The sequence below is a fragment of the Pseudomonas sp. ADAK21 genome, from assembly GCF_012935735.1.
Classification (GTDB): Bacteria; Pseudomonadota; Gammaproteobacteria; order Pseudomonadales; family Pseudomonadaceae; genus Aquipseudomonas; species Aquipseudomonas proteolytica.
In genome coordinates this window covers 974,160-1,000,100 of record NZ_CP052857.1, presented here as the reverse complement: position 1 = coordinate 1,000,100, position 25,941 = coordinate 974,160, and the positions used below count along the sequence as shown (strand labels likewise).

Sequence of the window (25,941 nt, the reverse complement as noted above, 5' to 3'; positions counted from 1 at the left end):
GTGGAGTCAGACTGATAGTCAGCAAGATTATCAGCATCACAAGTTACTCCGCGAGAAATCAAAGATGTAACCAACGATTGCTGAGCCAAGTTTAGGGTTTCTTAAAAACCCAAAGATGTTTGAACTGAAGAGTTTGATCATGGCTCAGATTGAACGCTGGCGGCAGGCCTAACACATGCAAGTCGAGCGGTAGAGAGAAGCTTGCTTCTCTTGAGAGCGGCGGACGGGTGAGTAATGCCTAGGAATCTGCCTGGTAGTGGGGGATAACGTTCGGAAACGGACGCTAATACCGCATACGTCCTACGGGAGAAAGCAGGGGACCTTCGGGCCTTGCGCTATCAGATGAGCCTAGGTCGGATTAGCTAGTTGGTGGGGTAATGGCTCACCAAGGCGACGATCCGTAACTGGTCTGAGAGGATGATCAGTCACACTGGAACTGAGACACGGTCCAGACTCCTACGGGAGGCAGCAGTGGGGAATATTGGACAATGGGCGAAAGCCTGATCCAGCCATGCCGCGTGTGTGAAGAAGGTCTTCGGATTGTAAAGCACTTTAAGTTGGGAGGAAGGGCAGTAAATTAATACTTTGCTGTTTTGACGTTACCGACAGAATAAGCACCGGCTAACTCTGTGCCAGCAGCCGCGGTAATACAGAGGGTGCAAGCGTTAATCGGAATTACTGGGCGTAAAGCGCGCGTAGGTGGTTAGTTAAGTTGGATGTGAAATCCCCGGGCTCAACCTGGGAACTGCATTCAAAACTGACTGACTAGAGTATGGTAGAGGGTGGTGGAATTTCCTGTGTAGCGGTGAAATGCGTAGATATAGGAAGGAACACCAGTGGCGAAGGCGACCACCTGGACTGATACTGACACTGAGGTGCGAAAGCGTGGGGAGCAAACAGGATTAGATACCCTGGTAGTCCACGCCGTAAACGATGTCAACTAGCCGTTGGGAGCCTTGAGCTCTTAGTGGCGCAGCTAACGCATTAAGTTGACCGCCTGGGGAGTACGGCCGCAAGGTTAAAACTCAAATGAATTGACGGGGGCCCGCACAAGCGGTGGAGCATGTGGTTTAATTCGAAGCAACGCGAAGAACCTTACCAGGCCTTGACATCCAATGAACTTTCTAGAGATAGATTGGTGCCTTCGGGAACATTGAGACAGGTGCTGCATGGCTGTCGTCAGCTCGTGTCGTGAGATGTTGGGTTAAGTCCCGTAACGAGCGCAACCCTTGTCCTTAGTTACCAGCACGTTATGGTGGGCACTCTAAGGAGACTGCCGGTGACAAACCGGAGGAAGGTGGGGATGACGTCAAGTCATCATGGCCCTTACGGCCTGGGCTACACACGTGCTACAATGGTCGGTACAGAGGGTTGCCAAGCCGCGAGGTGGAGCTAATCCCACAAAACCGATCGTAGTCCGGATCGCAGTCTGCAACTCGACTGCGTGAAGTCGGAATCGCTAGTAATCGCGAATCAGAATGTCGCGGTGAATACGTTCCCGGGCCTTGTACACACCGCCCGTCACACCATGGGAGTGGGTTGCACCAGAAGTAGCTAGTCTAACCTTCGGGAGGACGGTTACCACGGTGTGATTCATGACTGGGGTGAAGTCGTAACAAGGTAGCCGTAGGGGAACCTGCGGCTGGATCACCTCCTTAATCGACGACATCAGCTGCTCCATAAGTTCCCACACGAATTGCTTGATTCATTGAAGAAGACGAAAAGAAGCAGCCCGAAATTGGGTCTGTAGCTCAGTTGGTTAGAGCGCACCCCTGATAAGGGTGAGGTCGGCAGTTCGAATCTGCCCAGACCCACCAATTTTGTGTGGGAAACGCCTGTAGAAATACGGGGCCATAGCTCAGCTGGGAGAGCGCCTGCCTTGCACGCAGGAGGTCAACGGTTCGATCCCGTTTGGCTCCACCACTACTGCTTCTGTTTGTATAAAGCTTAGAAATGAGCATTCCATCGTTGTGATGGTGAATGTTGATTTCTAGTCTTTGACTAGTTCGTTCTTTAAAAATTTGGGTATGTGATAGAAAGATAGACTGAACGTTACTTTCACTGGTAACGGATCAGGCTAAGGTAAAATTTGTGAGTTCTCTTAGTTGAGAAATTCGAATTTTCGGCGAATGTCGTCTTCACAGTATAACCAGATTGCTTGGGGTTATATGGTCAAGTGAAGAAGCGCATACGGTGGATGCCTTGGCAGTCAGAGGCGATGAAAGACGTGGTAGCCTGCGAAAAGCTTCGGGGAGTCGGCAAACAGACTTTGATCCGGAGATGTCTGAATGGGGGAACCCAGCCATCATAAGATGGTTATCTTACGCTGAATACATAGGCGTAAGAGGCGAACCAGGGGAACTGAAACATCTAAGTACCCTGAGGAAAAGAAATCAACCGAGATTCCCTTAGTAGTGGCGAGCGAACGGGGACTAGCCCTTAAGTGGCTTTGAGATTAGCGGAACGCTCTGGAAAGTGCGGCCATAGTGGGTGATAGCCCTGTACGCGAAAATCTCTTAGTCATGAAATCGAGTAGGACGGAGCACGAGAAACTTTGTCTGAATATGGGGGGACCATCCTCCAAGGCTAAATACTACTGACTGACCGATAGTGAACTAGTACCGTGAGGGAAAGGCGAAAAGAACCCCGGAGAGGGGAGTGAAATAGATCCTGAAACCGTATGCGTACAAGCAGTGGGAGCCCACTTTGTTGGGTGACTGCGTACCTTTTGTATAATGGGTCAGCGACTTATTTTCAGTGGCGAGCTTAACCGAATAGGGAGGCGTAGCGAAAGCGAGTCTTAATAGGGCGTCTAGTCGCTGGGAATAGACCCGAAACCGGGCGATCTATCCATGGGCAGGTTGAAGGTTGGGTAACACTAACTGGAGGACCGAACCGACTACCGTTGAAAAGTTAGCGGATGACCTGTGGATCGGAGTGAAAGGCTAATCAAGCTCGGAGATAGCTGGTTCTCCTCGAAAGCTATTTAGGTAGCGCCTCATGTATCACTGTAGGGGGTAGAGCACTGTTTCGGCTAGGGGTCATCCCGACTTACCAAACCGATGCAAACTCCGAATACCTACAAGTGCCGAGCATGGGAGACACACGGCGGGTGCTAACGTCCGTCGTGAAAAGGGAAACAACCCAGACCGTCAGCTAAGGTCCCAAAGTTATGGTTAAGTGGGAAACGATGTGGGAAGGCTTAGACAGCTAGGAGGTTGGCTTAGAAGCAGCCACCCTTTAAAGAAAGCGTAATAGCTCACTAGTCGAGTCGGCCTGCGCGGAAGATGTAACGGGGCTCAAACCATACACCGAAGCTACGGGTATCACCTTCGGGTGATGCGGTAGAGGAGCGTTCTGTAAGCCTGTGAAGGTGAGTTGAGAAGCTTGCTGGAGGTATCAGAAGTGCGAATGCTGACATGAGTAACGACAATGGGTGTGAAAAACACCCACGCCGAAAGACCAAGGTTTCCTGCGCAACGTTAATCGACGCAGGGTTAGTCGGTCCCTAAGGCGAGGCTGAAAAGCGTAGTCGATGGAAAACAGGTTAATATTCCTGTACTTCTGGTTATTGCGATGGAGGGACGGAGAAGGCTAGGCCAGCTTGGCGTTGGTTGTCCAAGTTTAAGGTGGTAGGCTGGAATCTTAGGTAAATCCGGGATTCTAAGGCCGAGAGCTGATGACGAGTTACTCTTTGAGTGACGAAGTGGTTGATGCCATGCTTCCAAGAAAAGCTTCTAAGCTTCAGGTAACCAGGAACCGTACCCCAAACCGACACAGGTGGTTGGGTAGAGAATACCAAGGCGCTTGAGAGAACTCGGGTGAAGGAACTAGGCAAAATGGCACCGTAACTTCGGGAGAAGGTGCGCCGGTGAGGGTGAAGGACTTGCTCCGTAAGCTCATGCCGGTCGAAGATACCAGGCCGCTGCGACTGTTTATTAAAAACACAGCACTCTGCAAACACGAAAGTGGACGTATAGGGTGTGACGCCTGCCCGGTGCCGGAAGGTTAATTGATGGGGTTAGCTAACGCGAAGCTCTTGATCGAAGCCCCGGTAAACGGCGGCCGTAACTATAACGGTCCTAAGGTAGCGAAATTCCTTGTCGGGTAAGTTCCGACCTGCACGAATGGCGTAACGATGGCGGCGCTGTCTCCACCCGAGACTCAGTGAAATTGAAATCGCTGTGAAGATGCAGTGTATCCGCGGCTAGACGGAAAGACCCCGTGAACCTTTACTATAGCTTTGCACTGGACTTTGAATTTGCTTGTGTAGGATAGGTGGGAGGCTTTGAAGCGTGGACGCCAGTCTGCGTGGAGCCAACCTTGAAATACCACCCTGGCAACTTTGAGGTTCTAACTCAGGTCCGTTATCCGGATCGAGGACAGTGTATGGTGGGTAGTTTGACTGGGGCGGTCTCCTCCTAAAGAGTAACGGAGGAGTACGAAGGTGCGCTCAGACCGGTCGGAAATCGGTCGTAGAGTATAAAGGCAAAAGCGCGCTTGACTGCGAGACAGACACGTCGAGCAGGTACGAAAGTAGGTCTTAGTGATCCGGTGGTTCTGTATGGAAGGGCCATCGCTCAACGGATAAAAGGTACTCCGGGGATAACAGGCTGATACCGCCCAAGAGTTCATATCGACGGCGGTGTTTGGCACCTCGATGTCGGCTCATCACATCCTGGGGCTGAAGCCGGTCCCAAGGGTATGGCTGTTCGCCATTTAAAGTGGTACGCGAGCTGGGTTTAGAACGTCGTGAGACAGTTCGGTCCCTATCTGCCGTGGACGTTTGAGATTTGAGAGGGGCTGCTCCTAGTACGAGAGGACCGGAGTGGACGAACCTCTGGTGTTCCGGTTGTCACGCCAGTGGCATTGCCGGGTAGCTATGTTCGGAATAGATAACCGCTGAAAGCATCTAAGCGGGAAACTAGCCTCAAGATGAGATCTCACTGGAACCTTGAGTTCCCTGAAGGGCCGTCGAAGACTACGACGTTGATAGGTTGGGTGTGTAAGCGCTGTGAGGCGTTGAGCTAACCAATACTAATTGCCCGTGAGGCTTGACCATATAACACCCAAGCAATTTGACTACTCTTGAATAAAGAGCAGAGCCAGATTGCGGTGTGTGAAGACGAAATGAACCGAAAGTTCGATCTTACAAAACACCGAATTCTATTACATACCCAATTTGCTGAAGCGAGGCCAACTGGTCACGACTCAGTACCCGAATTTCTTGACGACCATAGAGCATTGGAACCACCTGATCCCATCCCGAACTCAGTAGTGAAACGATGCATCGCCGATGGTAGTGTGGGGTTTCCCCATGTGAGAGTAGGTCATCGTCAAGATTAAATTCCGAAACCCCAATTGCGAAAGCAGTTGGGGTTTTGTTTTGGGCGGTCGAAAAGGCACTGCGGCAAGTTTCCAGCAGCAAGATTCGATACCACCAACTTGTCTCGTATTGCCGCACTCGGGCAAAGGCGCCGGCAACAGCTTGGGAATTAACGTTACATCTGTACGCAAGAGTCTCGCCCGAAGTCAGTACAAGTCTGCCCCATCTGCTGTGCACTCTAGTGAAGCTCAGAACCGCCACTGTGTTCCAACTCAGTGCCGACGCGCCCTCTGTACATTCCGAAAAGCCCCAGCTCCCACGCCACTGTAAAGATGGCACGCTTATTTCATAGCGATAACCACGAGCAAGCCTGGCCATGCCACTAAGTCTTGCCGACAGACATCGCACGCCTTGAGCGCCAGGTAATGAAGCCTGATTGACCAGTCCCCTGGTCGATCAGGTTTTTTTTTGGGGAAAATAGATGCGTCGTACCATTGAGGTTGGGCTGTTGCTCTCCACCGAGGGCACTTACAAAAGTGTTGGGCGCAATGCGTTGGCCGGGGCAACCCACGCGCTCGCGCAAATCAATAGCAACCCTGGCTATGACTTTATCCTGCAGGCCACCCACCGCGATCCACGAGGCGTTCTGCACCGGTACAGCGAAGGGGCTGTTGAGTTGATGCAGTGCGGAGTACGGCACATCTTCGGCACCACTACCTCCGCCAGTCGTAAGGAGATCATTCCGGACCTGGAGCAGAACGCCGGTCTGTTGTGGTACGCCTGCCCGTATGAGGGGTTCGAGAGCAGCGAACATGTGCTGTATCTCGGCGGTTGCCCGAACCAGACGTTGATCCCCTTGTTGCGCTACGCCCTGCAGACGTTTGGCAAGCGCGCCGTGCTGCTGGGGTCGAATTACAGCTGGGGTTGGGAAAGTAATCGGGTCGCCCGGGAAGTGCTCGAAGTGGCCGGCGCCCATGTGTTGCTGGAGCGCTACATCCATCTGGACGCAACGCCTTTCAGTGAGTTGATCCAGACGTTGCTGGTAGAACGGCCGGCGTTCATTCTCAACAACTTGATCGGGAAGTCCTCCTACGCCTTTTTGCGGCAGTTGGATGCCGCGTGCAACTCCGTCGGCTGGAGCCTGCCGGTGTTGAGCTGCAACCTGACCGAGGCCGAATTGAGTGACGTCGGCGACCTGCGCAGCCTGCGTTTGCTGTCATGCGGTCCGTTCTTTGAAGAGGTCGCCCCTGCGTTCAGCCAGCAGCAGCACATGCTGCATGGGGTGCACCCGATTTCGCACTTCTACACCGGGATGTACGTAGCCCTGCACCTGTTTGCCCGGGCGCTGGACCAGTGTGGCAGCGATGACCCCGAGGGTATTTGCCGCTACGTGTACGACCACCCGCAGGACAGCGTGTTCGGCACCCTGGCCATCGCCGAGCGCAACAACCACAGCAGCCAGCCTTGCCATATTGCTGAGCTGCGCGCGGGCCGCTTCGTCGTCCTGCACAGTGAGGCACGGCCACTGCCGGCCGACCCTTACCTGACCGCCACCGACCTGAGTGAATTTCAACGTCTGCGCGCAGTTGCACCCGCACCCCGCCTGAGGATCGTCAAATGAGCCTGTTCAAACGCCCAGACTTTGAAGCGGGTCGGTTGCTGTTGATCGACTGCGAGCCGCGCAGCCTGGCTAACCTGCACAAGAGCTTGCAGCGGCTGGGCATCACCGCGCAGGAGTTGTTTGAGGACGCGGATGATTCGCTCGATGGTTGTTTTGCTGCCATCGTCGAGTTGGAACCCTTCGCCAGCCCCACCACCCTGCAACGCCTGAGCGCTGCCGGCGTGCCCATTGTGGCGCTGACCTCCCACGAAACCCTGTCGCACATCCAGCGCGCCATTGAGTTGGGGGCGACCGCGTTGCTGAACAAGCCGATCACCCAAGGTTCGGTCTACACCACGCTGATGATGGCGATCGGTCTGCGTGAACGACTTGATAGCGACAGCCGCACCATTGAAGCGCTGCAACAGCGACTCCTGGCACGGCCGCTGCTGGCCCAGGCGTTGGCGCGGTTGATGGTTGAGCAGCAGATCGATGAGCGCGCGGCCTATGAGCGCCTGCGCAGCCTGTCCATGCACTTGAACCGTAGCCTGGATGACTTGTGTGCTGAGATGGCGGCAGATCGCCTGCAACCGAGCAGGGGCCAGCTATGAAGGTGTTGCGTGCCTTGGTTCGCCGTCCGGCGGTGGCGTTGTCGCTGTTGTACATCGTGATTGTCGTGTTACTGGCGTTGTTTGCACCGTGGATGAGCCCATACGATCCATCCGAGCAATTTGTCGAAGGCCTGTCGTTGGAAGGCGCGCCTCTGCCCCCCGATACGCCATACCTGCTGGGCACCGATCTACTCGGCCGTGATCTGCTGTCGCGGCTGATCTATGGCGCACGGACGTCGTTGTTCATCGGCTTGCTCGCCAATGGCCTGGCGGTGCTGATCGGCACGCTGGTGGGGCTGAGCGCGGGCTTCCTGCGTGGCTGGGTGGGCAGCACGCTGATGCGCTTCACTGACTTGATGATGGCGTTCCCGGCCTTGCTGCTGGCGATTGCGCTGTCGGCGATTTTCCAGCCCAGCGTGTGGATCGTTGCGTTGGTGATCGCCATGGTCAACTGGGTACAGATCGCCCGGGTGATCTACTCCGAAACCATCGCCCTGAGCGCCCGTGACTTTGTGGCCGTAGAGCGAACCCTGGGAGCCAGCTCGCTGCGCATTCTGTTCTCTCACCTGCTGCCTCATCTGCTACCGACCATCCTCGTCTGGGCCACCCTGGGCATCTCCACCACAGTGCTGCTGGAAGCCACCTTGTCGTACCTGGGCGTGGGAGTCCAACCGCCAACGCCGAGCTGGGGCAACATCATTTTCGAGAGCCAGACCTATTTCACCTCGGCGCCGTGGCTGGTGTTTTTCCCCGGCATTGCGATTGTCCTGCTGTCGCTGGCATTCAACCTGGTGGGCGATGCCCTGCGCGACGAACTCGATCCTACCCTGCAAGGGAGAAGCTGAATGTTGGCCTTTATCAGTCGTCGCATCGGCTACTCGCTGTTGATCCTGCTTGGCGTGACCTTCATCACGTACCTGCTGCTGTTCATGCTGCCTGCTGACCCGGCACGTCAGATTGCCGGGCGTAGCGCCACGCCCGAAGTGGTGGCCGGGATCCGCATGCAGCTAGGGCTCGACCTGCCGTTCTATCAGCAGTACGCCAATTACCTGGGCAACCTGGTGCAGGGCGACCTCGGGCGCTCCTACATCCAGCGCAGCCCGGTGACGGAACTGATCGGCGCGCGCTTGCGTCCGTCCCTGGAATTGATGGCCGCGGGCATCGGTTTCGAGTTGCTGATTGGTATCAGCCTCGGCGTGATCGCTGCATTGCGCCGCGACAGTTGGGCCGACAAAGCCTTGATGGCCCTCTCGTTCATTGGCGTATCGGCCCCGCAGTTCATCGCGGCGATGCTGTTCCTGTACTTCTTCGCCGTGCAGTTGGACTGGTTCCCCATGGGCGGTTATGGCGGCTTCGAACACCTGCTGTTGCCGGCCCTGACCCTGGGCATTCTCGGCAGCGGCTGGTACTCGCGCATGGTGCGCTCCTCAATGATCGAGGTGCTGCACCAAGACTTCATCCGCACCGCCCGGGCCAAGGGCTTGAGCCGCGTACGCGTGGTTTTACGGCATGTGCTGCCTAACGCCATCGTGCCGGTGATTCCGATGATCGGCATCGATATTGGGATCTTCATGGGCGGGCTGGTGGTGGTCGAGTCGGTCTTCGGCTGGCCGGGAATTGGCCAGTTGACATGGCAGGCGATCCAGCAAGTCGACATCCCGGTGATTGTCGGGGTGACCACGGTTTCAGCGGTGGCAATCGTTTTGGGCAACCTGGTCGCCGACCTGGTGATCCCTTGGGTCGACCCGCGTATCGACATCAAAAAACACTAGGAACATCACCATAGGTAAGGGGCTGGAGCATGAATCGCAAAGCATTATCCTTGGCCATCGCGGCTGCGTTGTTTGCCGGCAATCTGTTGGCCGATGACTTTGATCCAAACGCCAAAGACGGTGGCGCCGCGGTGATTACCTATCAAAACGACGTGGCCACCCTCGACCCGGCCATCGGTTATGACTGGCAGAACTGGTCGATGATCAAAAGCCTGTTCGACGGGCTGATGGACTACAAGCCAGGTACCACTGAACTGACCAAGAACCTGGCTTCGGACTACAGCATCTCCGAGGATGGCACCGTCTATACCTTCACCTTGAAGAAAGGCGTGAAGTTCCACAACGGTCGCGAACTCAAGGCCAGCGACGTGAAGTACTCCCTGGAGCGTACCGTCAACCCGAAAACCCAGAGCCCGGGTGCGGGTTTCTTCAGTTCGATCGTGGGCTATGAAGACATGGCGGCCAGCAAGGCCGAGCAGTTGGCGGGCATTGAGGTCGTCGACGATTACACCGTCAAGATCACGCTCAAGTCGGCAAATGCGACGTTCCTGCAGGTGATGGCGATCAACTTTTCCTTTGTCGTACCCAAGGAGGAGGTCGAGAAGTGGGGCGCCGACTTCGGCAAACACCCGGTGGGCACCGGTGCCTACAGCCTGGCGGAGTGGAAGCTGGGGCAGCAGATTCTGTTCAAGAAGAACCCGGACTATTTCAAGGAGGGCCTGCCGCACCTCGACTCGATCGCCTTTGAGGTCGGCCAGGATCCGATGGTCGCGCTCTTGCGCTTGCAGAAGGGCGAGGTCGACATCGCGGGCGACGGTGTACCGCCGGCCAAGTTCCTCGAGTTCAAGAACGACCCCAAGTTCAAGAGCCTGGTGGTCACCGGTGATCAATTGCAAACCGGCTACCTGACCCTGAAAACCACACTGCCGCCGTTCGACAACCTCAAGGTGCGCCAGGCGGTGAACATGGCGATCAGCAAGGATCGCATCGTGCGCATCATCAACGGCCGTGCGGTCCCGGCCAACCAGCCGCTGCCGCCCGCGATGCCGGGCTACGACAAGGACTACAAAGGCTACGCCTACGATATCGAAGGCGCGAAGAAGCTTTTGGCCGAAGCCGGTTTCGACAAGGGTTTCGACACCGAGATGTACGTGATGAACACCGACCCGCAGCCGCGTATCGCCCAGGCTATCCAGCAAGACCTGGCGAAGGTCGGGGTGCGTGTGAAGATCAAGTCCCTGGCGCAGGCCAACGTGATTGCGGCAGGCGGTTCCAAGGATCAGGCGCCGATGGTGTGGTCCGGCGGCATGGCCTGGATTGCCGACTTCCCGGACCCCTCGAACTTCTACGGGCCGATCCTGGGCTGTGACAGTGCGGTGGACGGTGGCTGGAACTGGGCGCTGTATTGCAACAAGAACCTGGACGCGCTGGCCGCCAAGGCCGACAGCATGGCCAAGCCGGAGCAACAGGCCGAGCGGACTGCGCTGTGGAAGAAGATCTTCATCGATGTGATGGCCGATGCGCCGTGGGTCCCGATCTTCAACGAACAGCGCTTCACCGTGCGCTCCTCGCGCATGGGCGGCAGTGACGCACTGTATGTCGATCCGGTGCACATCCCGGTCAACTACAACTACATCTACCTGAAATAAAGCGCAGCCGGCCTGCCACCACGCCTTCCGGGCGTGGTCTTTACGCGGAGTTTTCTCCCTATGTGCCAGAACTGCCTGGTCAAGACCATTCACAGCGTCAACAGCCATTTCGGCTGGGACAACAGCATCGAACCGACCGCCCGGGTGGCGCCAGGTGCCATGCTGGAGTTCTGCTGCCGCGATTCGTCCAACGGCTTCTTCACGCCGCAATCGACGGTAGACGATGTCGGCAAGGTGCCGTTCGATACGATCAACCCTGTCACCGGGCCGATTTTTGTAGAGGGTGCCGAGCCTGGCGACGTGCTGAAAATCACCCTCGACAGCTTCAAGCCGAGCGGCTTCGGCTGGACAGCCAACATCCCGGGGTTTGGCCTGCTTGCGGACCAGTTCACGGACCCCGCCCTGGTGCTGTGGCACTACGACAAAGTGGCCCTGAGCCCGGCGGCCTTCAGTGATTTCGCCAAAGTGCCGCTCAAGCCCTTTGCCGGCACCATCGGCCTTGCGCCGGCGTTGGCGGGCTTGCACTCGGTGGTGCCACCGCGCCGGGTCGGCGGCAACCTGGACATCCGCGACCTGTCGGCCGGCACTACGCTGTACCTGCCGGTGGAGGTCAGCGGCGCTTTATTGTCGATTGGCGATACCCACGCGGCGCAAGGCGATGGTGAGGTGTGCGGCACCGCGATCGAAAGCGCAATGGATGTGGTGGTGAAGCTGGACCTGATCAAGAACACCCCCCTGGCAACACCGCGCTTCAGCACCCCAGGCCCCGTGACCCGTCACCTGGACGGTGCGGGCTACGAAGCCTTCACCGGCATCGGCCCGGACTTGATGCAAGCCGCACGTCAGGCCGTCAGCAACACCATCGACTGGCTGTGCCGTGAGCACCACATGCCCGCCGAGCAGGCGTACATGTTGTGTTCGGTGTGTGGCGATTTGCGCATCAGCGAGATCGTCGACCTGCCCAATTGGGTCGTGTCGTTCTACTTCCCGAAAATCGTATTTGCCTGATGGCTGTTCATCGCCAACGACTTGGCGTTTATCGCTTCACGCGTGAGGAGCTTTGATGAGTAACGGGACCTCCCAGCCGATTTTGTCGGTGCAGCAGTTGTCCATCGATGTCGGCATGGGGGCCAGCTCCCGGCGCGTGGTCGATCACCTGAGCTTCGACCTGTTCGCCGGCCAGACACTGTGTATCGCCGGGGAGTCCGGCAGTGGTAAATCGCTGTCGTCGCTGGCGATCATGGGGCTGTTGCCCAAGGCGGTCCGGGTGGCCGAAGGCGCGATCAGCTTTGAAGGGCGCGACTTGATCGGCGCGCCCGAGCGCGAGTTGCAACGCCTGCGCGGCAAACAGATCGGCATGATTTTCCAGGAACCGATGACGTCGCTCAACCCGCTGATGACCGTAGGCCAACAGCTGCAGGAAACGCTGCGCCGGCACGCACCGCTGGGGCGTCAGGCCCTGCGCCAGCGCGCCCGGGAGATGCTTGAATCGGTGCGCATGCCGCAGGTGGAAAAACGCCTGCAGCAGTATCCCCATGAGCTGTCCGGTGGCATGCGCCAGCGTGTGATGATCGCGATGGCCATGCTCTGTCGGCCCAAAGTGCTGATCGCCGATGAGCCGACCACCGCGCTGGACGTGACCATCCAGGCGCAGATCCTGGAACTGATGCGCGAACTGCAACAGGTCTACGGCACCAGCTTGCTGATGATCACGCACGACATGGGGGTGGTCGCTGAAATGGCCGACCAGGTGGTGGTGATGAACCATGGCCGCACCGAAGAACAAGCGCCCGTGCGCCAGCTATTCACCCAGCCTCAGGCCGACTACACCCGTAAATTGCTCGCGGCGGTGCCCGTGCTGGGCACGGCGGGCCAGCCGGGCGACGTCAGCCAGCAACCGGTGGTCTTGCAGGTGCGCGACTTATCCGTGCGCTTTCCTGTACGCATGGGCTGGTTCGAAGAAGACAAACAGGTGCACGCGGTAGAAGGGCTCAACTTTGAACTGCGCCAAGGCGAAACCCTGGGGTTGGTAGGGGAGAGCGGCTGCGGTAAATCCACCACCGGCAAGGCCCTGATGAATATGCTGGCCTATCAAGGCAGCGTGCAGTTGTTTGGCAAAGAGTTGAACGGCTTGCACGGCGCCGAACTGCAGGCCGTGCGCCGCGATATCCAAATGGTCTTCCAAGACCCCTACGCGGCCCTGAACCCACGCAAAAACATCCTGGAGCTGGTAGGCGAACCGCTGTTGATCCATGACCAATTGCCACTGGCGCAACGACAGGAACGTGTCGCCGAACTGTTACGCCAGGTCGATATGCCGGCTGACGCCATGTACCGCTACCCGCACCAGTTCTCGGGCGGGCAACGCCAGCGTATCTGCATTGCCCGCGCATTGGCGCTCAACCCCAAAGTCATCATCGCCGATGAATCCGTCTCCGCCCTCGACGTATCAGTGCAGGCCCAAGTGCTTGAGCTGTTGGAACACCTGCGCGAACAGCATCGACTCAGCTACCTGTTCATTTCCCACGACATGGCCGTGGTCGAGCGCATCTGCCATCGCGTCGCGGTGATGTATGGCGGCCAGATAGTCGAGATCGGCCGCCGTGATCACGTGCTGCACAACCCCCAGCATCCCTACACCAAACGCCTGCTTAGCGCGGTGCCAATGCCAGATGTCGATCAGAAGCGCGACTTCAAGGCGTTGCTGCAAGAGTTCGAGCAACCCAGCCCGATCAAGGGCAAGGGGTTTGAAGCCGCGAGGCAGAAATTTCACGATGTGGGCGGGGGGCATTGGGTGGCGGTGGGGTAGTCGTTGGCGAACCATCTTCAGCGATGCCGAGCCGGTATTTCTTGGTGGTGGGGAGGGGGCAGACAAAGATATCCAGGCACGTCTGGAAGACGTAGCTCACCTCGGTGTTATTCTCCCACTCCTGTCCAGTATCGGTGGAGTCAAATCACCGTAGCGTCACATCGATGAAGCGCAGCCGACCATATGGTCTAAGTACTTTTAGAATGATTGCAGACTAACCCCCTATTGCTGAAAGAGACTTGTATGGAGTTACGCCAACTTCGTTATTTTCTGAGTGTATTGGAATACGGCAGCCTTGGCCGGGCTGCGCTCGAGCTTGGTGTCGGCGCCTCTGCCTTGAGTCAGCAATTGTCGAAGTTGGAGAGCGAGGTCAGTACTCGATTGTTGACGCGTTCGAGCACCGGCGTCTCACCGACGGCGGCGGGCCTGGCGTTCGAATATCATGCGCGCCTGGCGCTTCGCCAGGCGGAGCATGCTGTCCTTGCGGCGCAAAGCGGGCGTATGAGCGGCTATGCTAGCGTTGGACTGGCACCGACCACCGCATCTATTCTTGGCTTGGCGTTGATCGACAGGATGCGCGAGCGCTATCCCGATATCCGTCTGCATCTGGTGGAAATGCTATCGGGCTACCTGATGAACCAACTCAATGCCAGGCACCTTGACCTGGCGGTGCTGTTCCAAGCGGAGGCGGGACCTCGGCTGGATGTCCGGCCGCTGCTCAAGGAGCGGCTGTTCGTTCTGGTTCCTCCCTCCCTGGTCAAGGCCGATTGGGGCGAGGCCCTTACGTTGCAACAGATCGCTACGCTGCAGTTGGTGATGCCCAGCCCACAACATGGACTGCGTACGACATTGCGCTCGATCTTAGAGCGGGCCGGGCTTGAGGCCAACATCCTCATGGAGGTCGATGGTCTGTCACTGTTGATGGACTGTGTCTGCGCAGGTCATGCTGCCACCATCCAGCCGGGCGCAACCGTGGCCCGGGCGCATCAGGCGGGCTTGCACGTGTTTGCCATCGATGAAGCACAGGCGCAGCGTCGCAATGTGATCGTCAGCCTGACCGATGACGAGCTTTCGCCGGCCGCATTGGCGACACGCATCGTCCTACAAGAGGTCGCTCGGGATCTGGTTGAACAAGGCCAATGGCCTGGGGCCTCCTTGCTGTGACCCCGTCGGCGGGTCCAGTCGCCCATACCCTTTAGAAAAACTGAACGCCCCCCCTCGGTAATCGCGTTTCGCGTCCTCCGTGCATTCAATAGAGTCCATGGTCACGAGGAGCATCCGAACATTCGGCTCCTAGTGACCTGGAGGCGAAATGATCGATGTGCTTGTAATCGGAGGGGGCAATGCTGCCCTCTGTGCCGCGCTGATGGCGCGAGAGGCCGGGGCCAGCGTGATGCTGCTCGAGGCGGCGCCCCGCGCCTGGCGGGGTGGCAACTCTCAACACACGCGTAACTTGCGGTGCATGCATGATGCTCCGCAGGATGTGCTGGTCGAGGCGTACGGGGAAGAAGAATTCTGGCAGGACTTGCTGAAGGTCACCGGAGGCGAAACTGACGAAAAGCTCGCGCGTCTGGTGATTCGCGCTTCCTCTAGTTGCCGCGACTGGATGCGCCGTCACGGTGTGCACTTTCAGCCATCGTTGTCTGGCGCGCTACACACCGCACGCACCAATGCCTTCTTCATGGGTGGAGGCAAGGCGCTCATCAACGCCTATTTTCGCAGTGCCGAGAACCTCGGGGTACAGATTCGCTATGACACGCCTGTAGCCGACATCGAACTGCAGGACGGACGCTTCGTTGCGGTCCACGTGCCGTCGCGCGAGGTTCAGGGGCGGCAGCTTTCATCCGAGCGCATCGAGGCACGCAGTTGCGTGCTTGCCGCCGGTGGTTTCGAGTCCAACCGAGAATGGTTGCGCGAGGCTTGGGGGCAGAACGAGCGAGGGGAGTGGCCTTCGGATAATTTCCTGATTCGCGGTACGCGCTTTAATGATGGGGTCCTGTTGCGCCGCATGATCGAAAAGGGCGCCGACACGATTGGCGACCCGACACAGGCGCACATGGTGGCGATTGATGCCCGCGCACCGCTGTACGACGGTGGTATCTGCACACGTATCGATTGTGTGTCGCTGGGCGTGGTGGTCAATCGCGACGGTCAGCGCTTCTACGACGAAGGCGAGGATTTCTGGCCCAAGCGCTATGCCATCTGGGGGCGTCTGGTGGCCCATCAACCTGGACAGGTGGGGTTCTCGGTCATCGACCAGAAAGCCCTCGGCCGCTTCATGCCGCCAGTGTTTCCTGGCACCACCGCCGATAGCCTGGAGGCGCTGGCCGGCTTGCTCGGTTTGCCTGTGCAAGCTTTCGTCGAAACCGTGCGCGCCTACAACCGAGCCTGCCAGGTGGGCACCTTCGATCACACCCAGTTGGACGACTGTCACACCATAGGTTTGCAGCCGGTGAAAAGCCACTGGGCGCGTCCGATCGATACGCCTCCTTACTACGGTTACCCGCTGCGTCCTGGCGTGACCTTCACTTATCTGGGGCTGCGCACCGATGAAACTGCTGCCGTCCATTTCGACGGGCGACCCAGCCCGAACCTGTTCGTTGCCGGCGAAATGATGGCGGGCAACGTGCTGGGCAAGGGCTACACGGCTGGCGTAGGCATGTCCATCGGCACCGCCTTCGGCCGCATCGCCGGGACCAGCGCCGCGGCTGCGGTAGGTCACGAATATCCAAAAGAAGAGAATCGCCATGACCGCGCAACTGCCTAACCCACGCATGCATGATCCTGCCAAGCCGACCCTCGAATTGATCCAGGTGTTGAACTTGGAGGAGGAGGAAGTAGACCGGCAGATGCGGATCTGTAACTCCTGCCGTTATTGCGAGGGCTTTTGCGCGGTATTCCCCGCGATGACCCGCAGGCTGGAGTTCGGCAAGGCCGACATCCATTACCTGGCCAACCTATGTCACAACTGCGGTGCTTGCCTGCATGCCTGCCAGTATGCGCAGCCCCACGAGTTCGCCGTCAATGTGCCACAGGCGATGGCCAAGGTCCGCGGGCAGACCTACGCCGAGTACGCCTGGCCGTCGCTCTTCGGACGGCTGTATCGTCACAATGGCACCTATGTCGTCAGTGCATTGGCTGTGGCGCTGTCGCTGTTCCTGCTATTGACCTTGTTCATGAACGGCACGCTGCTGCCCGGTCGCTTGGCAGGGAATTTCTATGCGATCTTCCCGCACAACACCCTAGCGCTGATGTTCGGCAGTGTCTTCGCTGCCGCGAGTCTGGCGTTGATCATTGCATTGCGCCGCTTCTGGCGCTCGGTCTCGCCTGCCGATGCGCTGGGGCAACCGGCTAAGGGAGCGGTGCTTGAGGCATCAAGCGCGGTACTGACCCTGAAGTACCTGGACGGTGGGCACGGCCAGGGCTGCAACAACACCGATGATCGCTACACGCTCTGGCGTCGGCGCTTCCATCACTTCACCTTCTACGGATTTATGCTGTGCTTTGCCGCCACGGCGGTGGCCACCGGGTATCACTACCTGCTGGGCTTGCAGGCTCCGTATGCGCTGTTGAGTGCCCCGGTGCTGCTCGGAACCTTGGGCGGCATTGGCTTGATTGTCGGGCCGGCCGGGCTGTTGGTGATGAACTTTCGCCGTTCGCCGGAGCAGGGTGATGTTGCCCAGCGCCCAATGGACCGGGCCTTCATCCTGCTGCTGCTGTTGGTCAGCGCCACTGGCCTTGCGCTGCTGGGCTTGCGAGATACCGCGGCGATGGCGATCCTGCTGGCGATCCACCTGGGCACGGTCATGGCACTGTTCATCACACTGCCCTACGGGAAGTTCGCACATGGCCTGTTCCGCAGCGCAGCACTGCTGAAGTTCACCATCGAAAAGCGCCGGCCCAACAACCTTGGCCTTGGCGGTGAATGAACCATGGAAACGCTCGGTTTCTCCTCTGTGTTGCGCCGAGCGAAAGGTAAAGTTCGTCGCTTACCGGTAGGGCCATTTATCCGGCAGGATCGACACGAACGTCTCTGCCGCTGGCGACAGCGATGCCTCGCGGCGATAGACCGGCCCCGGAGGGGGGTGGGTCACCTGGGGGGCGATCAGCGGCACGCTGACCAGGATCGGGGGGCGGCGCTGAGCATGGCCTACACACCCAGCCCGGCCTCGACCATTTGCAGTGAGGCGAGACGGCTGAAAACCGCTTCCATTTCCCATTGTTGACTTAAGAACCCCACCACATCCCAGCGGTGTCGAGTGGCCTAGGGGGTCGTCTGTCTGTAGGCGACCGCACATACAATAAAAACAAGAGAAAAGACCATGCTCGCACTTCTGGGCCTGATCATGGTGGTGACCTTCACCTACCTAATCATGAGTAAACGCCTGTCTCCAATCGTTGCGCTTACTCTGGTACCTATTGTTTTCGCGCTGATCGGTGGCTTCGCCCCCGAGCTGGGCAAGATGATGCTCGATGGCCTGAAGATGGTAGCGCCTTCGGCGGCGCTGCTACTGTTCGCCATTTTATTCTTCGGCCTGATGATCGATGCCGGGTTGTTCGATCCGCTGATTCGCAAGATCCTCAAGCGCGTCAATGGTGACCCGATCAAGATTGCCATCGGCACCGCGCTGTTGTCGCTGCTGGTAGCGCTCGATGGCGACGGCACCACGACCTACATGATTACCTGCGCTGCCATGCTACCGCTGTATAAGCGCATTGGCATGAACCCGATGATCCTTGCCACGTTGGCCATGCTGTCACTGAGCATCATGAGCGGTATGAGTCCCTGGGGAGGCCCAGCAACACGCGCCATCGCCGCGCTGGGGCTGGATGCGACCGAGTACTTCATTCCAATGCTGCCAACTGTGATCGGGGGCGCCGCCTGGGTGGTATTCACCGCCTACCTGCTGGGCCGCGTCGAGCGCCGACGCATCGGCAACATTGCCCTGGAGTCTGGTGGCGGCAATTGCTACATCAAGGAAATCCTCGGCGACAATCCGCACAAGCGCCCAAGGCTGGCCTACATCAACCTGATGCTGGTGATCGCCGTCATGACGGCTTTGGTGCTGGGCGTCATGCACTCCGCCTTGTTGTTCATGATCGGTTTCGTCGCGGCACTGATGATTAACTATCCGCAGCTGGAGTTGCAGAAGGAGCGCATCCTCGCCCATGCGGGCAACGCCATGACCGTGGTACTGCTGGTATTTGCCGCTGGGATCTTTGCTGGGATCTTCTCCGGCACCAAGATGGTCGACGCTTTGGCGCAGACCTTGGTCGACTGGATCCCCGAAGCGTGGGGCCACTGGTTCCCGCTGGTGGTCGCGTTGACCAGCATGCCATTGACCTTCGTGCTGTCCAACGATGCCTATTACTTTGGGGTATTGCCGATCCTCGCCAACGCGGCTGCCGCCTATGGCATCGACCCGATTGAAATCGCCCGCGCCTCGGTGCTGGGGCAACCGGTGCACCTGATGAGTCCGTTGGTGGCCTCGACCCTGCTTCTGGTGGGCATGGTCGATCGCGATATCGGCGACTTCCAGAAGGCCGCCCTCAAATGCGCAGTGCTGACATCGCTAGTCATCACTGCGCTGGCCTTGGTCACCGGCGCCTTATCCTTCTTCGTCTGATCCGGATCGGGCGCGCCGAGCGCCCATCCGCATTGTCGCAAGCGAGTATTACCACGAGTTGATTGCAACCGATTCCTCGATTGTGATCTCCCATCCTTCGAGCCAAGTGAGCGTCTCCAGCTTGATACGCTGGATAAGGGGATACAGAGGTAGATAGCCAGACACAAAAAAACCGGCTCAAGTGGCCGGTTTCTCTGTTGCTGAGAGTCTGGTAGAGACTTTCAGATACTGCTATATGGTGCCCCGAGGGAGACTCGAACTCCCACTCCTTTCGAAAACGGATTTTGAATCCGCCGCGTCTACCAATTCCGCCATCAGGGCTCAATGGCGGCGAAGTATAGAGAGGTGATTACCGTTGGTCAATCACGTTTCATGGTCTATTTTCACTATTTCCGCTAGACTTCCCGGCCCTGCTAGACGAACCCCATCATGCGCGTTGCTGACTTTACTTTTGAACTCCCGGATTCGCTGATTGCTCGCCACCCTTTGGCCGAGCGTCGCGCCAGTCGACTGTTGACCCTGGACGGGGTCAGCGGTGCCCTTGCACACCGTCAATTCACTGATTTGCTTGAGCATTTGCGCCCAGGCGACTTGATGGTCTTCAACAATACCCGGGTGATTCCGGCGCGGCTGTTTGGCCAGAAAGCTTCCGGCGGCAAGCTGGAAATTCTGGTGGAGCGGGTACTGGACAGCCATCGTGTGCTGGCCCATGTGCGCTCCAGCAAGTCGCCCAAACCAGGGTCGAGCATCCTGATTGATGGCGGTGGCGAAGCCCAGATGGTGGCGCGCCATGACGCGTTGTTCGAACTCAAGTTTGCCGAGGAAGTGTTGCCGCTGCTGGAGCGTGTCGGCCATATGCCGTTGCCTCCTTATATAGACCGCCCCGACGAAGATTCGGACCGCGAGCGCTATCAGACGGTGTACTCCCAGCGCCTGGGCGCGGTCGCTGCGCCGACTGCCGGGTTGCATTTCGACCAGCCGCTGCTGGATGCGATTGCCGCCAAGGGCGTCGAGACTGCCTATGTGACCCTGCACGTGGGGGCCGGGACGTTTCAGCCGGTGCGTGTGGATAACATCGAAGATCACCATATGCACAGCGAATGGCTGGAAGTCAGCCAGGACGTCGTGGACGCGGTCGACGCGTGCAAGGCGCGCGGTGGGCGAGTGGTCGCAGTGGGCACCACCAGCGTGCGTTCCCTGGAGAGTGCGGCGCGCGATGGCGTGCTCAAGCCGTTCAGTGGCGACACCGATATCTTTATCTACCCCGGCCGGCCATTCCATGCGGTCGATTGCCTGGTCACCAACTTCCATTTGCCCGAATCCACGCTATTGATGCTGGTCTCGGCATTTGCCGGTTACCCCGAGACCATGGCCGCCTACCAGGCCGCCATCGATAACGGGTACCGTTTTTTCAGCTACGGTGATGCGATGTTTATCACCCGTAATCCGGCGCCGCGCGGCCCAGAGGAACAACTATGAGTCGTATGTCGTTTGAATTGTTGGCCACCGACGGCAAGGCCCGTCGCGGTCGCCTGACCTTCCCCCGTGGCACCGTGGAGACCCCGGCGTTCATGCCGGTCGGCACCTACGGCACCGTCAAGGGCATGCTGCCGCGTGACATCGTTGCCACCGGCGCCGAGATCATCCTCGGCAACACCTTCCACCTGTGGCTGCGCCCGGGCACGGAAGTGATCAAGAAGCATGGCGACCTGCACGATTTCATGAAGTGGCAAGGCCCGATCCTCACCGACTCCGGTGGCTTCCAGGTGTTCAGCCTGGGCGCCATGCGCAAGATCAAGGAGGAGGGCGTGACCTTCGCCTCGCCGGTGGATGGTTCCAAGGTGTTCATGGGCCCGGAAGAGTCGATGCAGGTCCAGCGCGACCTGGGCTCCGACATCGTGATGATTTTTGACGAGTGCACGCCGTACCCGGCCGATGAAGACGTGGCGCGCATCTCCATGGAGCTGTCGTTGCGTTGGGCCCAGCGTTCGAAGAATGCCCACGGCGACAACACTGCTGCGCTGTTCGGCATCGTCCAGGGCGGCATGCACGAAAGCCTGCGCAAGCGCTCGCTCGAAGGCCTGGACAAAATCGGTTTCGATGGCCTGGCCATTGGTGGCCTGTCGGTGGGCGAGCCCAAGCACGAGATGATCAAGGTGCTGGACTACCTCCCAGGCCTGATGCCTTCTGACAAACCTCGTTACCTTATGGGCGTTGGCAAACCAGAAGATCTCGTAGAGGGTGTGCGCCGCGGTGTGGACATGTTCGATTGCGTGATGCCAACCCGTAATGCCCGCAATGGGCATCTGTTCATTGATACAGGCGTGCTGAAGATCCGTAACGCGTTCCATCGCCATGATGATTCGCCGCTGGATCCCACCTGTGATTGCTACACCTGCCAGAACTTCTCCCGTGCTTATCTGCACCATCTGGACAAATGCGGGGAAATGCTGGGTAGCATGTTGAATACCATCCACAATTTGCGTCACTACCAAGTCCTGATGGCTGGTTTGCGCGAGGCTATTCAACAGGGTACATTGGCCGCCTTTGTCGATGCCTTCTATGCCAAGCGCGGGCTTCCCGTGCCGCCCTTGGACTGAGTTTCCCGACCCTAAGATTCACTATTTGCAACTGGAGTGCTAAATGAGCTTTTTTATCTCTAACGCTATGGCTGACGCCGCTGCACCGGCCGCTGCCGGTCCTATGGGCGGTGGTTTCGAGTGGATTTTCCTGGTCGGCTTCCTGGTCATCTTCTACCTGATGATCTGGCGTCCACAGGCCAAGCGCGCCAAAGAGCAGAAAAACCTGCTGGGCAGCTTGCAAAAAGGTGACGAAGTTGTGACCACCGGCGGTATCGCTGGCAAGATCACCAAGGTTTCCGACGCTTTCGTAGTCCTGGAAGTCTCCGACACCGTTGAAATGAAGTTCCAGAAAGGCGCCATCGCCGCCACGCTGCCTAAAGGCACGCTCAAAGCGATCTGAGTAACAACTTTTACCAATCGACGGGGCGCGCAAGGCGCCCCGCGTCATAAGCGGGCGGCGTGATGCTGAACAAATACCCTCTGTGGAAATACGTACTGATCCTGGCGGTGCTGGCGATCGGTTTTATTTATTCCGCTCCCAATCTCTATCCTGATGACCCTGCGATCCAGATCACTGGCGCCAGCACTTCGCTGCAGGTCAATCAGGCTGATCTGGACCGCGCGAGCAAAGCGCTCACTGACGCGGGAATCCAGGTCAAGGCGGCAACGTTGGCAGCTGATGCGAAGGGCGGCTTGTTGCGCCTGACCAAGCAGGAAGACCAATTGCCGGCCAAGGATGTCGTGCGCAAGGTGATGGGTGATGACTACGTAGTCGCGCTTAACCTGGCACAGACCACGCCAAAATGGCTGCGGAGCATCGGCGCACACCCGATGAAACTGGGCCTGGACTTGTCCGGTGGTGTGCACTTCCTGTTGGAAGTGGACATGGACAAAGCCCTCGACGCACGCATGAAAGTCTACGAAGGCGATGTGAAGAGCCTGCTGCGCAAAGAGCGCCTGCGTTATCGCAGCCTGCCGCAGCTCAACGGTGCCATCCAGCTGGGCTTTGCTGACGAGGCGATCCGTGAACAGGCGCGCGCCCTGATTCGCAAGAGCTTCAACGATTTCGACATTGTGCCCGCCGACCTCAATGGTCAGCCGGTGCTGCGTCTGGCGATGACCCCGGCCAAGCTGGCGGAAATCCGTGAATACTCCATCAAGCAGAACTTGACCACGGTCCGTAACCGCGTCAACGAGCTGGGTGTGGCCGAGCCGCTGGTTCAGCGCCAGGGTGCCAACCGCATCGTGGTCGAGCTGCCGGGTGTGCAGGACACTGCTGAAGCCAAGCGGATCCTGGGCAAGACTGCCAACCTTGAATTCCGCCTGGCCGCCGAGCCGGGTGCTTCCAAGGCCACCTCCGAGACTTTCGAGTTCCGTGAAGGCAACCGTCCTCCAGCGCAGATCGAGCGTAGCCTGATCATCACGGGCGACCAGGTGACAGACGCCAAGGCCGGTTTCGGTGAGCATGGCACGCCTGAAGTGAACATCCGCCTGGATGGTCATGGTGGCGAACTGATGAGCCGCGCAACCCGCAGCAACGTCGGTCGCAGCATGGCGGTGATCTTCATCGAGCAGCGTCCGGTAACCACTTACGTCAAGCAAATGGTCAATGGCGTCGAAAAAGACGTCGCGGTGCAGACCTTCAAGGAAGAGAAGAAGATCATCAGCCTGGCGACCATCCAGTCGCCACTGGGTGCTCAATTCCGCATCACTGGCCTGAACGGCCAAGGCGAATCTTCCGAGTTGGCCCTGCTGCTGCGTGCTGGTGGCCTGGCTGCGCCGATGTACTTCGCTGAAGAGCGCACCATTGGTCCAAGCCTGGGTGCCGACAACATCACCAAGGGTGTCGATGCGTCGCTGTGGGGCATGTTGTTCGTGTCCCTGTTCATCATCGCCATCTATCGCTTCTTTGGCGTCATCGCCACCGTCGCGCTGGCGGGCAACATGGTCATGCTGCTGGCCTTGATGTCGCTGCTGGGGGCTACACTGACCCTGCCGGGTATCGCCGGTATCGTACTCACCATGGGTATGGCGGTGGACGCCAACGTGCTGATCTTCTCGCGGATTCGTGAAGAGATCGCGGCGGGCATGAGCGTGCAACGGGCAATCAACGAAGGTTTCGGCCGGGCATTCACGGCAATTCTCGACTCCAACCTGACCACGTTGCTGGTTGGCGGGATTCTCTTTGCCATGGGCACCGGTCCGGTCAAGGGCTTTGCGGTGACCATGTCCCTCGGTATCTTTACCTCGATGTTCACGGCCATCATGGTGACCCGCGCAATGGTCAACCTGATCTTTGGCGGGCGTGACTTCAAGAAGTTGTGGATTTAAGGGGCTGCCATGTTACGTACAATCAACTTCATGGGCGTTCGCAACGTTGCGTTCGGCGTCACTGTGCTCCTTACCGTCCTGGCGTTGTTCAGCTGGTTCCATAAGGGCCTGAACTACGGTCTGGACTTCACCGGCGGTACGCTCATCGAGCTGACCTACGAGAAGCCGGCCGACGTAACCAAGGTGCGTACCCAACTGAACGAGGCCGGTTATCACGAGGCCATCGTGCAGAGCTTTGGCGCGACCACCGACCTGCTGGTGCGTATGCCTGGCGAAGACCCGCAACTGGGGCACCAGGTGGCCGAGGCCTTGCTCAAGGTCGGCGGCGACAACCCGGCGTCGGTCAAGCGCGTCGAGTTCGTCGGCCCGCAGGTGGGTGAAGAACTGCGCGACCAAGGCGGCCTCGGCATGCTGATGGCGCTGGCCGGCATCATGATCTACCTGGCCTTTCGCTTTCAGTGGAAGTTCGGGGTTGGTGCCATTGTCTCGCTGATCCACGACGTGATCGTGACCGTGGGTATCCTGGCGTACTTCCAGATCACCTTCGACCTGACAGTATTGGCGGCGGTGCTGGCGATCATTGGTTACTCCCTCAACGACACCATCGTGGTATTCGACCGGGTTCGCGAGAACTTCCGGGTACTGCGCAAGGCGACGTTGATCGAGAACATCAACATCTCCACCACCCAGACCCTGTTGCGCACCATGGCGACGTCGATCTCCACCTTGCTGGCGATTGCCGCATTGATGATCTTCGGTGGCGACAACCTGTGGGGCTTCTCCCTGGCGCTGTTTATCGGCGTACTGGCGGGCACCTACTCGTCGATCTACATCGCCAACGTGGTGCTGATCTGGCTGAACCTCAACAGCGAGGACTTGATTCCTCCTGTTGCGACAGACAAGGAGGTCGACGACCGCCCTTGATGGGTGTTTGTTGATCTGCTGTTACAAAGAAGGCGTGAGTATTGAACTCGCGCCTTTTTTTTTGCTCCAAGGCTGGGTATAGCGCGGACGTTTCAGTCCGCTTGTGATGGTCAGGAGGTTCACGTGAACAAGTCGTTACTGGTTGGTGCGGTATTGGGTGCTGTCGGTGTGACTGCCGGGGGTGCTGTTGCCACCTACAGCCTGGTAAAAAGCGGCCCTGAGTATGCGCAAGTGCTGGCGGTGCAGCCGGTCAAGACCCAGATCAAAACCCCTCGTGAAGTCTGCAAGGACGTCACCGTGACCCGGCAACGTCCGGTGCAGGATCAGCATCAAATCGCCGGTACCGTGGTTGGCGCCCTGGCCGGCGGCCTGCTGGGTAACCAGATCGGCGGCGGTACTGGCAAGAAGATTGCCACCGTAGCCGGCGCAGTGGGTGGTGGTTATGCCGGTAACAAGGTTCAGGAAGGCATGCAGAACCGTGATACCTACACCACTACCCAGACGCGCTGTAACACCGTCAACGACATCAGTGACAAGGTTGTCGGGTATGACGTGCGTTACAACCTGGATGGCAAGGAAGGATCGGTGCGTATGGAGCGTGATCCAGGTAGCCAGATCCCTGTGGATAAAGAGGGTCGCCTGATCCTCGGCCAGAATCAGCAGTAATACCAAGTCTGGCGAAGTTCAAAATGTGGGAGCGGGCTTGCTCG

Annotated in this window: 17 protein-coding genes, 3 tRNA genes, 3 rRNA genes and 1 pseudogene; 22 read left to right on the top strand and 2 right to left on the bottom strand. The window is 58.4% G+C overall.

Going from position 1 to position 25,941, the window contains the following annotated elements; all coding sequences use genetic code 11:
* The first annotated feature begins 121 nt into the window (after positions 1–121).
* The 15 genes from HKK57_RS04615 (at position 122) to tcuB (ending at position 17,696) form a co-directional block, all read left to right on the top strand.
* A 16S ribosomal RNA gene (locus HKK57_RS04615) occupies positions 122–1,658 on the top strand.
* 82 nt (positions 1,659–1,740) lie between these two features.
* Positions 1,741–1,817, top strand: a tRNA-Ile gene (locus HKK57_RS04610).
* A 30-nt stretch (positions 1,818–1,847) separates the two neighbouring features.
* A tRNA-Ala gene (locus HKK57_RS04605) sits at positions 1,848–1,923 on the top strand.
* Positions 1,924–2,170: 247 nt separating this feature from the next.
* A 23S ribosomal RNA gene (locus tag HKK57_RS04600) occupies positions 2,171–5,062 on the top strand.
* 164 nt (positions 5,063–5,226) lie between these two features.
* Positions 5,227–5,342, top strand: a 5S ribosomal RNA gene (rrf, locus tag HKK57_RS04595).
* The 16S, 23S and 5S rRNA genes sit together here with 2 tRNA genes alongside, the layout of an rRNA operon.
* Positions 5,343–5,807: 465 nt before the next feature.
* Positions 5,808–6,947 carry a transporter substrate-binding protein gene (locus tag HKK57_RS04590; RefSeq protein WP_169389834.1) on the top strand — a complete coding sequence of 380 codons (1,140 nt, stop codon included), beginning with the start codon at positions 5,808–5,810 and terminating at the stop codon, positions 6,945–6,947.
* Positions 6,944–7,537 (top strand): ANTAR domain-containing response regulator, encoded by a 594-nt coding sequence (locus HKK57_RS04585; RefSeq protein WP_029298625.1) that lies wholly within the window; start codon positions 6,944–6,946, stop codon positions 7,535–7,537. The genes HKK57_RS04590 and HKK57_RS04585 overlap by 4 nt, the downstream gene beginning before the upstream one ends.
* Positions 7,534–8,382, top strand: a complete 849-nt coding sequence (locus HKK57_RS04580; RefSeq protein ID WP_092233774.1) for an ABC transporter permease — start codon at positions 7,534–7,536, stop codon at positions 8,380–8,382. The genes HKK57_RS04585 and HKK57_RS04580 overlap by 4 nt, the downstream gene beginning before the upstream one ends.
* A complete protein-coding gene (locus tag HKK57_RS04575; protein WP_032867356.1) occupies positions 8,383–9,309 on the top strand; it encodes an ABC transporter permease in 927 nt (308 codons plus the stop codon).
* A gap of 29 nt (positions 9,310–9,338) precedes the next feature.
* A complete protein-coding gene (locus tag HKK57_RS04570; RefSeq protein ID WP_169389833.1) occupies positions 9,339–10,958 on the top strand; it encodes an ABC transporter substrate-binding protein in 1,620 nt (539 codons plus the stop codon).
* A gap of 60 nt (positions 10,959–11,018) precedes the next feature.
* Positions 11,019–11,966, top strand: coding sequence for an acetamidase/formamidase family protein (locus HKK57_RS04565; protein WP_029298617.1), 948 nt, complete (start codon positions 11,019–11,021; stop codon positions 11,964–11,966).
* Positions 11,967–12,021: 55 nt separating this feature from the next.
* Positions 12,022–13,767, top strand: coding sequence for an ABC transporter ATP-binding protein (locus tag HKK57_RS04560; protein ID WP_169389832.1), 1,746 nt, complete (start codon positions 12,022–12,024; stop codon positions 13,765–13,767).
* Between the two features lie 243 nt (positions 13,768–14,010).
* Positions 14,011–14,931: a LysR family transcriptional regulator gene (locus HKK57_RS04555; RefSeq protein WP_169389831.1), complete on the top strand. Its 921-nt coding sequence runs from the start codon at positions 14,011–14,013 to the stop codon at positions 14,929–14,931.
* A 148-nt stretch (positions 14,932–15,079) separates the two neighbouring features.
* On the top strand, positions 15,080–16,534 hold the full coding sequence (gene tcuA / locus HKK57_RS04550; RefSeq protein WP_169389830.1) for an FAD-dependent tricarballylate dehydrogenase TcuA: 1,455 nt from the start codon (positions 15,080–15,082) through the stop codon (positions 16,532–16,534).
* Positions 16,515–17,696 carry a tricarballylate utilization 4Fe-4S protein TcuB gene (gene tcuB / locus HKK57_RS04545; RefSeq protein WP_169389829.1) on the top strand — a complete coding sequence of 394 codons (1,182 nt, stop codon included), beginning with the start codon at positions 16,515–16,517 and terminating at the stop codon, positions 17,694–17,696. The genes tcuA and tcuB overlap by 20 nt, the downstream gene beginning before the upstream one ends.
* 60 nt (positions 17,697–17,756) lie before the next feature.
* Here the strand turns inward: tcuB and HKK57_RS26875 are convergent.
* Positions 17,757–17,897, bottom strand: a pseudogene (locus HKK57_RS26875) (LysR family transcriptional regulator); the annotation flags it as partial.
* Between the two features lie 192 nt (positions 17,898–18,089).
* Here HKK57_RS26875 and HKK57_RS04535 point away from each other — a divergent pair.
* Positions 18,090–19,394, top strand: coding sequence for a CitMHS family transporter (locus tag HKK57_RS04535; RefSeq protein ID WP_169389828.1), 1,305 nt, complete (start codon positions 18,090–18,092; stop codon positions 19,392–19,394).
* A 236-nt stretch (positions 19,395–19,630) separates the two neighbouring features.
* Here the strand turns inward: HKK57_RS04535 and HKK57_RS04530 are convergent.
* Positions 19,631–19,715 (bottom strand) — tRNA-Leu (locus HKK57_RS04530).
* Between the two features lie 108 nt (positions 19,716–19,823).
* On the opposite strand from HKK57_RS04530, the gene queA reads away from it, so the two are divergent.
* From queA to HKK57_RS04500, 6 genes are all read left to right on the top strand, one after another.
* The gene (gene queA / locus HKK57_RS04525; RefSeq protein ID WP_169389827.1) at positions 19,824–20,873 is read left to right on the top strand and encodes a tRNA preQ1(34) S-adenosylmethionine ribosyltransferase-isomerase QueA; all 1,050 of its coding nucleotides are present in this window, start codon (positions 19,824–19,826) and stop codon (positions 20,871–20,873) included.
* A gap of 5 nt (positions 20,874–20,878) precedes the next feature.
* Positions 20,879–21,994, top strand: a complete 1,116-nt coding sequence (tgt, locus tag HKK57_RS04520; RefSeq protein WP_032858353.1) for a tRNA guanosine(34) transglycosylase Tgt — start codon at positions 20,879–20,881, stop codon at positions 21,992–21,994.
* Positions 21,995–22,037: 43 nt separating this feature from the next.
* Positions 22,038–22,376: a preprotein translocase subunit YajC gene (gene yajC / locus HKK57_RS04515; protein WP_003175975.1), complete on the top strand. Its 339-nt coding sequence runs from the start codon at positions 22,038–22,040 to the stop codon at positions 22,374–22,376.
* 62 nt (positions 22,377–22,438) lie between these two features.
* On the top strand, positions 22,439–24,307 hold the full coding sequence (gene secD / locus HKK57_RS04510; protein WP_029298580.1) for a protein translocase subunit SecD: 1,869 nt from the start codon (positions 22,439–22,441) through the stop codon (positions 24,305–24,307).
* A 9-nt stretch (positions 24,308–24,316) separates the two neighbouring features.
* The gene (secF, locus tag HKK57_RS04505) at positions 24,317–25,231 is read left to right on the top strand and encodes a protein translocase subunit SecF (RefSeq protein WP_029298578.1); all 915 of its coding nucleotides are present in this window, start codon (positions 24,317–24,319) and stop codon (positions 25,229–25,231) included.
* A gap of 123 nt (positions 25,232–25,354) precedes the next feature.
* Positions 25,355–25,897 carry a glycine zipper 2TM domain-containing protein gene (locus tag HKK57_RS04500; RefSeq protein ID WP_029298576.1) on the top strand — a complete coding sequence of 181 codons (543 nt, stop codon included), beginning with the start codon at positions 25,355–25,357 and terminating at the stop codon, positions 25,895–25,897.
* Positions 25,898–25,941: the final 44 nt, after the last annotated feature.

What these genes read in the sequence shown, in the direction of transcription:
- HKK57_RS04560 (WP_169389832.1), top strand. Translation starts at nt 12,022, where the DNA reads ATGAGTAACGGGACCTCCCAGCCGATTTTGTCGGTGCAGCAGTTGTCC.
- tcuA (WP_169389830.1), top strand. Translation starts at nt 15,080, where the DNA reads ATGATCGATGTGCTTGTAATCGGAGGGGGCAATGCTGCCCTCTGTGCC.
- secD (WP_029298580.1), top strand. Translation starts at nt 22,439, where the DNA reads ATGCTGAACAAATACCCTCTGTGGAAATACGTACTGATCCTGGCGGTG.
- HKK57_RS04570 (WP_169389833.1), top strand. Translation starts at nt 9,339, where the DNA reads ATGAATCGCAAAGCATTATCCTTGGCCATCGCGGCTGCGTTGTTTGCC.
- HKK57_RS04535 (WP_169389828.1), top strand. Translation starts at nt 18,090, where the DNA reads ATGCTCGCACTTCTGGGCCTGATCATGGTGGTGACCTTCACCTACCTA.
- yajC (WP_003175975.1), top strand. Translation starts at nt 22,038, where the DNA reads ATGAGCTTTTTTATCTCTAACGCTATGGCTGACGCCGCTGCACCGGCC.
- HKK57_RS04585 (WP_029298625.1), top strand. Translation starts at nt 6,944, where the DNA reads ATGAGCCTGTTCAAACGCCCAGACTTTGAAGCGGGTCGGTTGCTGTTG.
- secF (WP_029298578.1), top strand. Translation starts at nt 24,317, where the DNA reads ATGTTACGTACAATCAACTTCATGGGCGTTCGCAACGTTGCGTTCGGC.
- HKK57_RS04565 (WP_029298617.1), top strand. Translation starts at nt 11,019, where the DNA reads ATGTGCCAGAACTGCCTGGTCAAGACCATTCACAGCGTCAACAGCCAT.
- HKK57_RS04555 (WP_169389831.1), top strand. Translation starts at nt 14,011, where the DNA reads ATGGAGTTACGCCAACTTCGTTATTTTCTGAGTGTATTGGAATACGGC.
- queA (WP_169389827.1), top strand. Translation starts at nt 19,824, where the DNA reads ATGCGCGTTGCTGACTTTACTTTTGAACTCCCGGATTCGCTGATTGCT.
- HKK57_RS04575 (WP_032867356.1), top strand. Translation starts at nt 8,383, where the DNA reads ATGTTGGCCTTTATCAGTCGTCGCATCGGCTACTCGCTGTTGATCCTG.
- tgt (WP_032858353.1), top strand. Translation starts at nt 20,879, where the DNA reads ATGTCGTTTGAATTGTTGGCCACCGACGGCAAGGCCCGTCGCGGTCGC.
- tcuB (WP_169389829.1), top strand. Translation starts at nt 16,515, where the DNA reads ATGACCGCGCAACTGCCTAACCCACGCATGCATGATCCTGCCAAGCCG.
- HKK57_RS04580 (WP_092233774.1), top strand. Translation starts at nt 7,534, where the DNA reads ATGAAGGTGTTGCGTGCCTTGGTTCGCCGTCCGGCGGTGGCGTTGTCG.
- HKK57_RS04590 (WP_169389834.1), top strand. Translation starts at nt 5,808, where the DNA reads ATGCGTCGTACCATTGAGGTTGGGCTGTTGCTCTCCACCGAGGGCACT.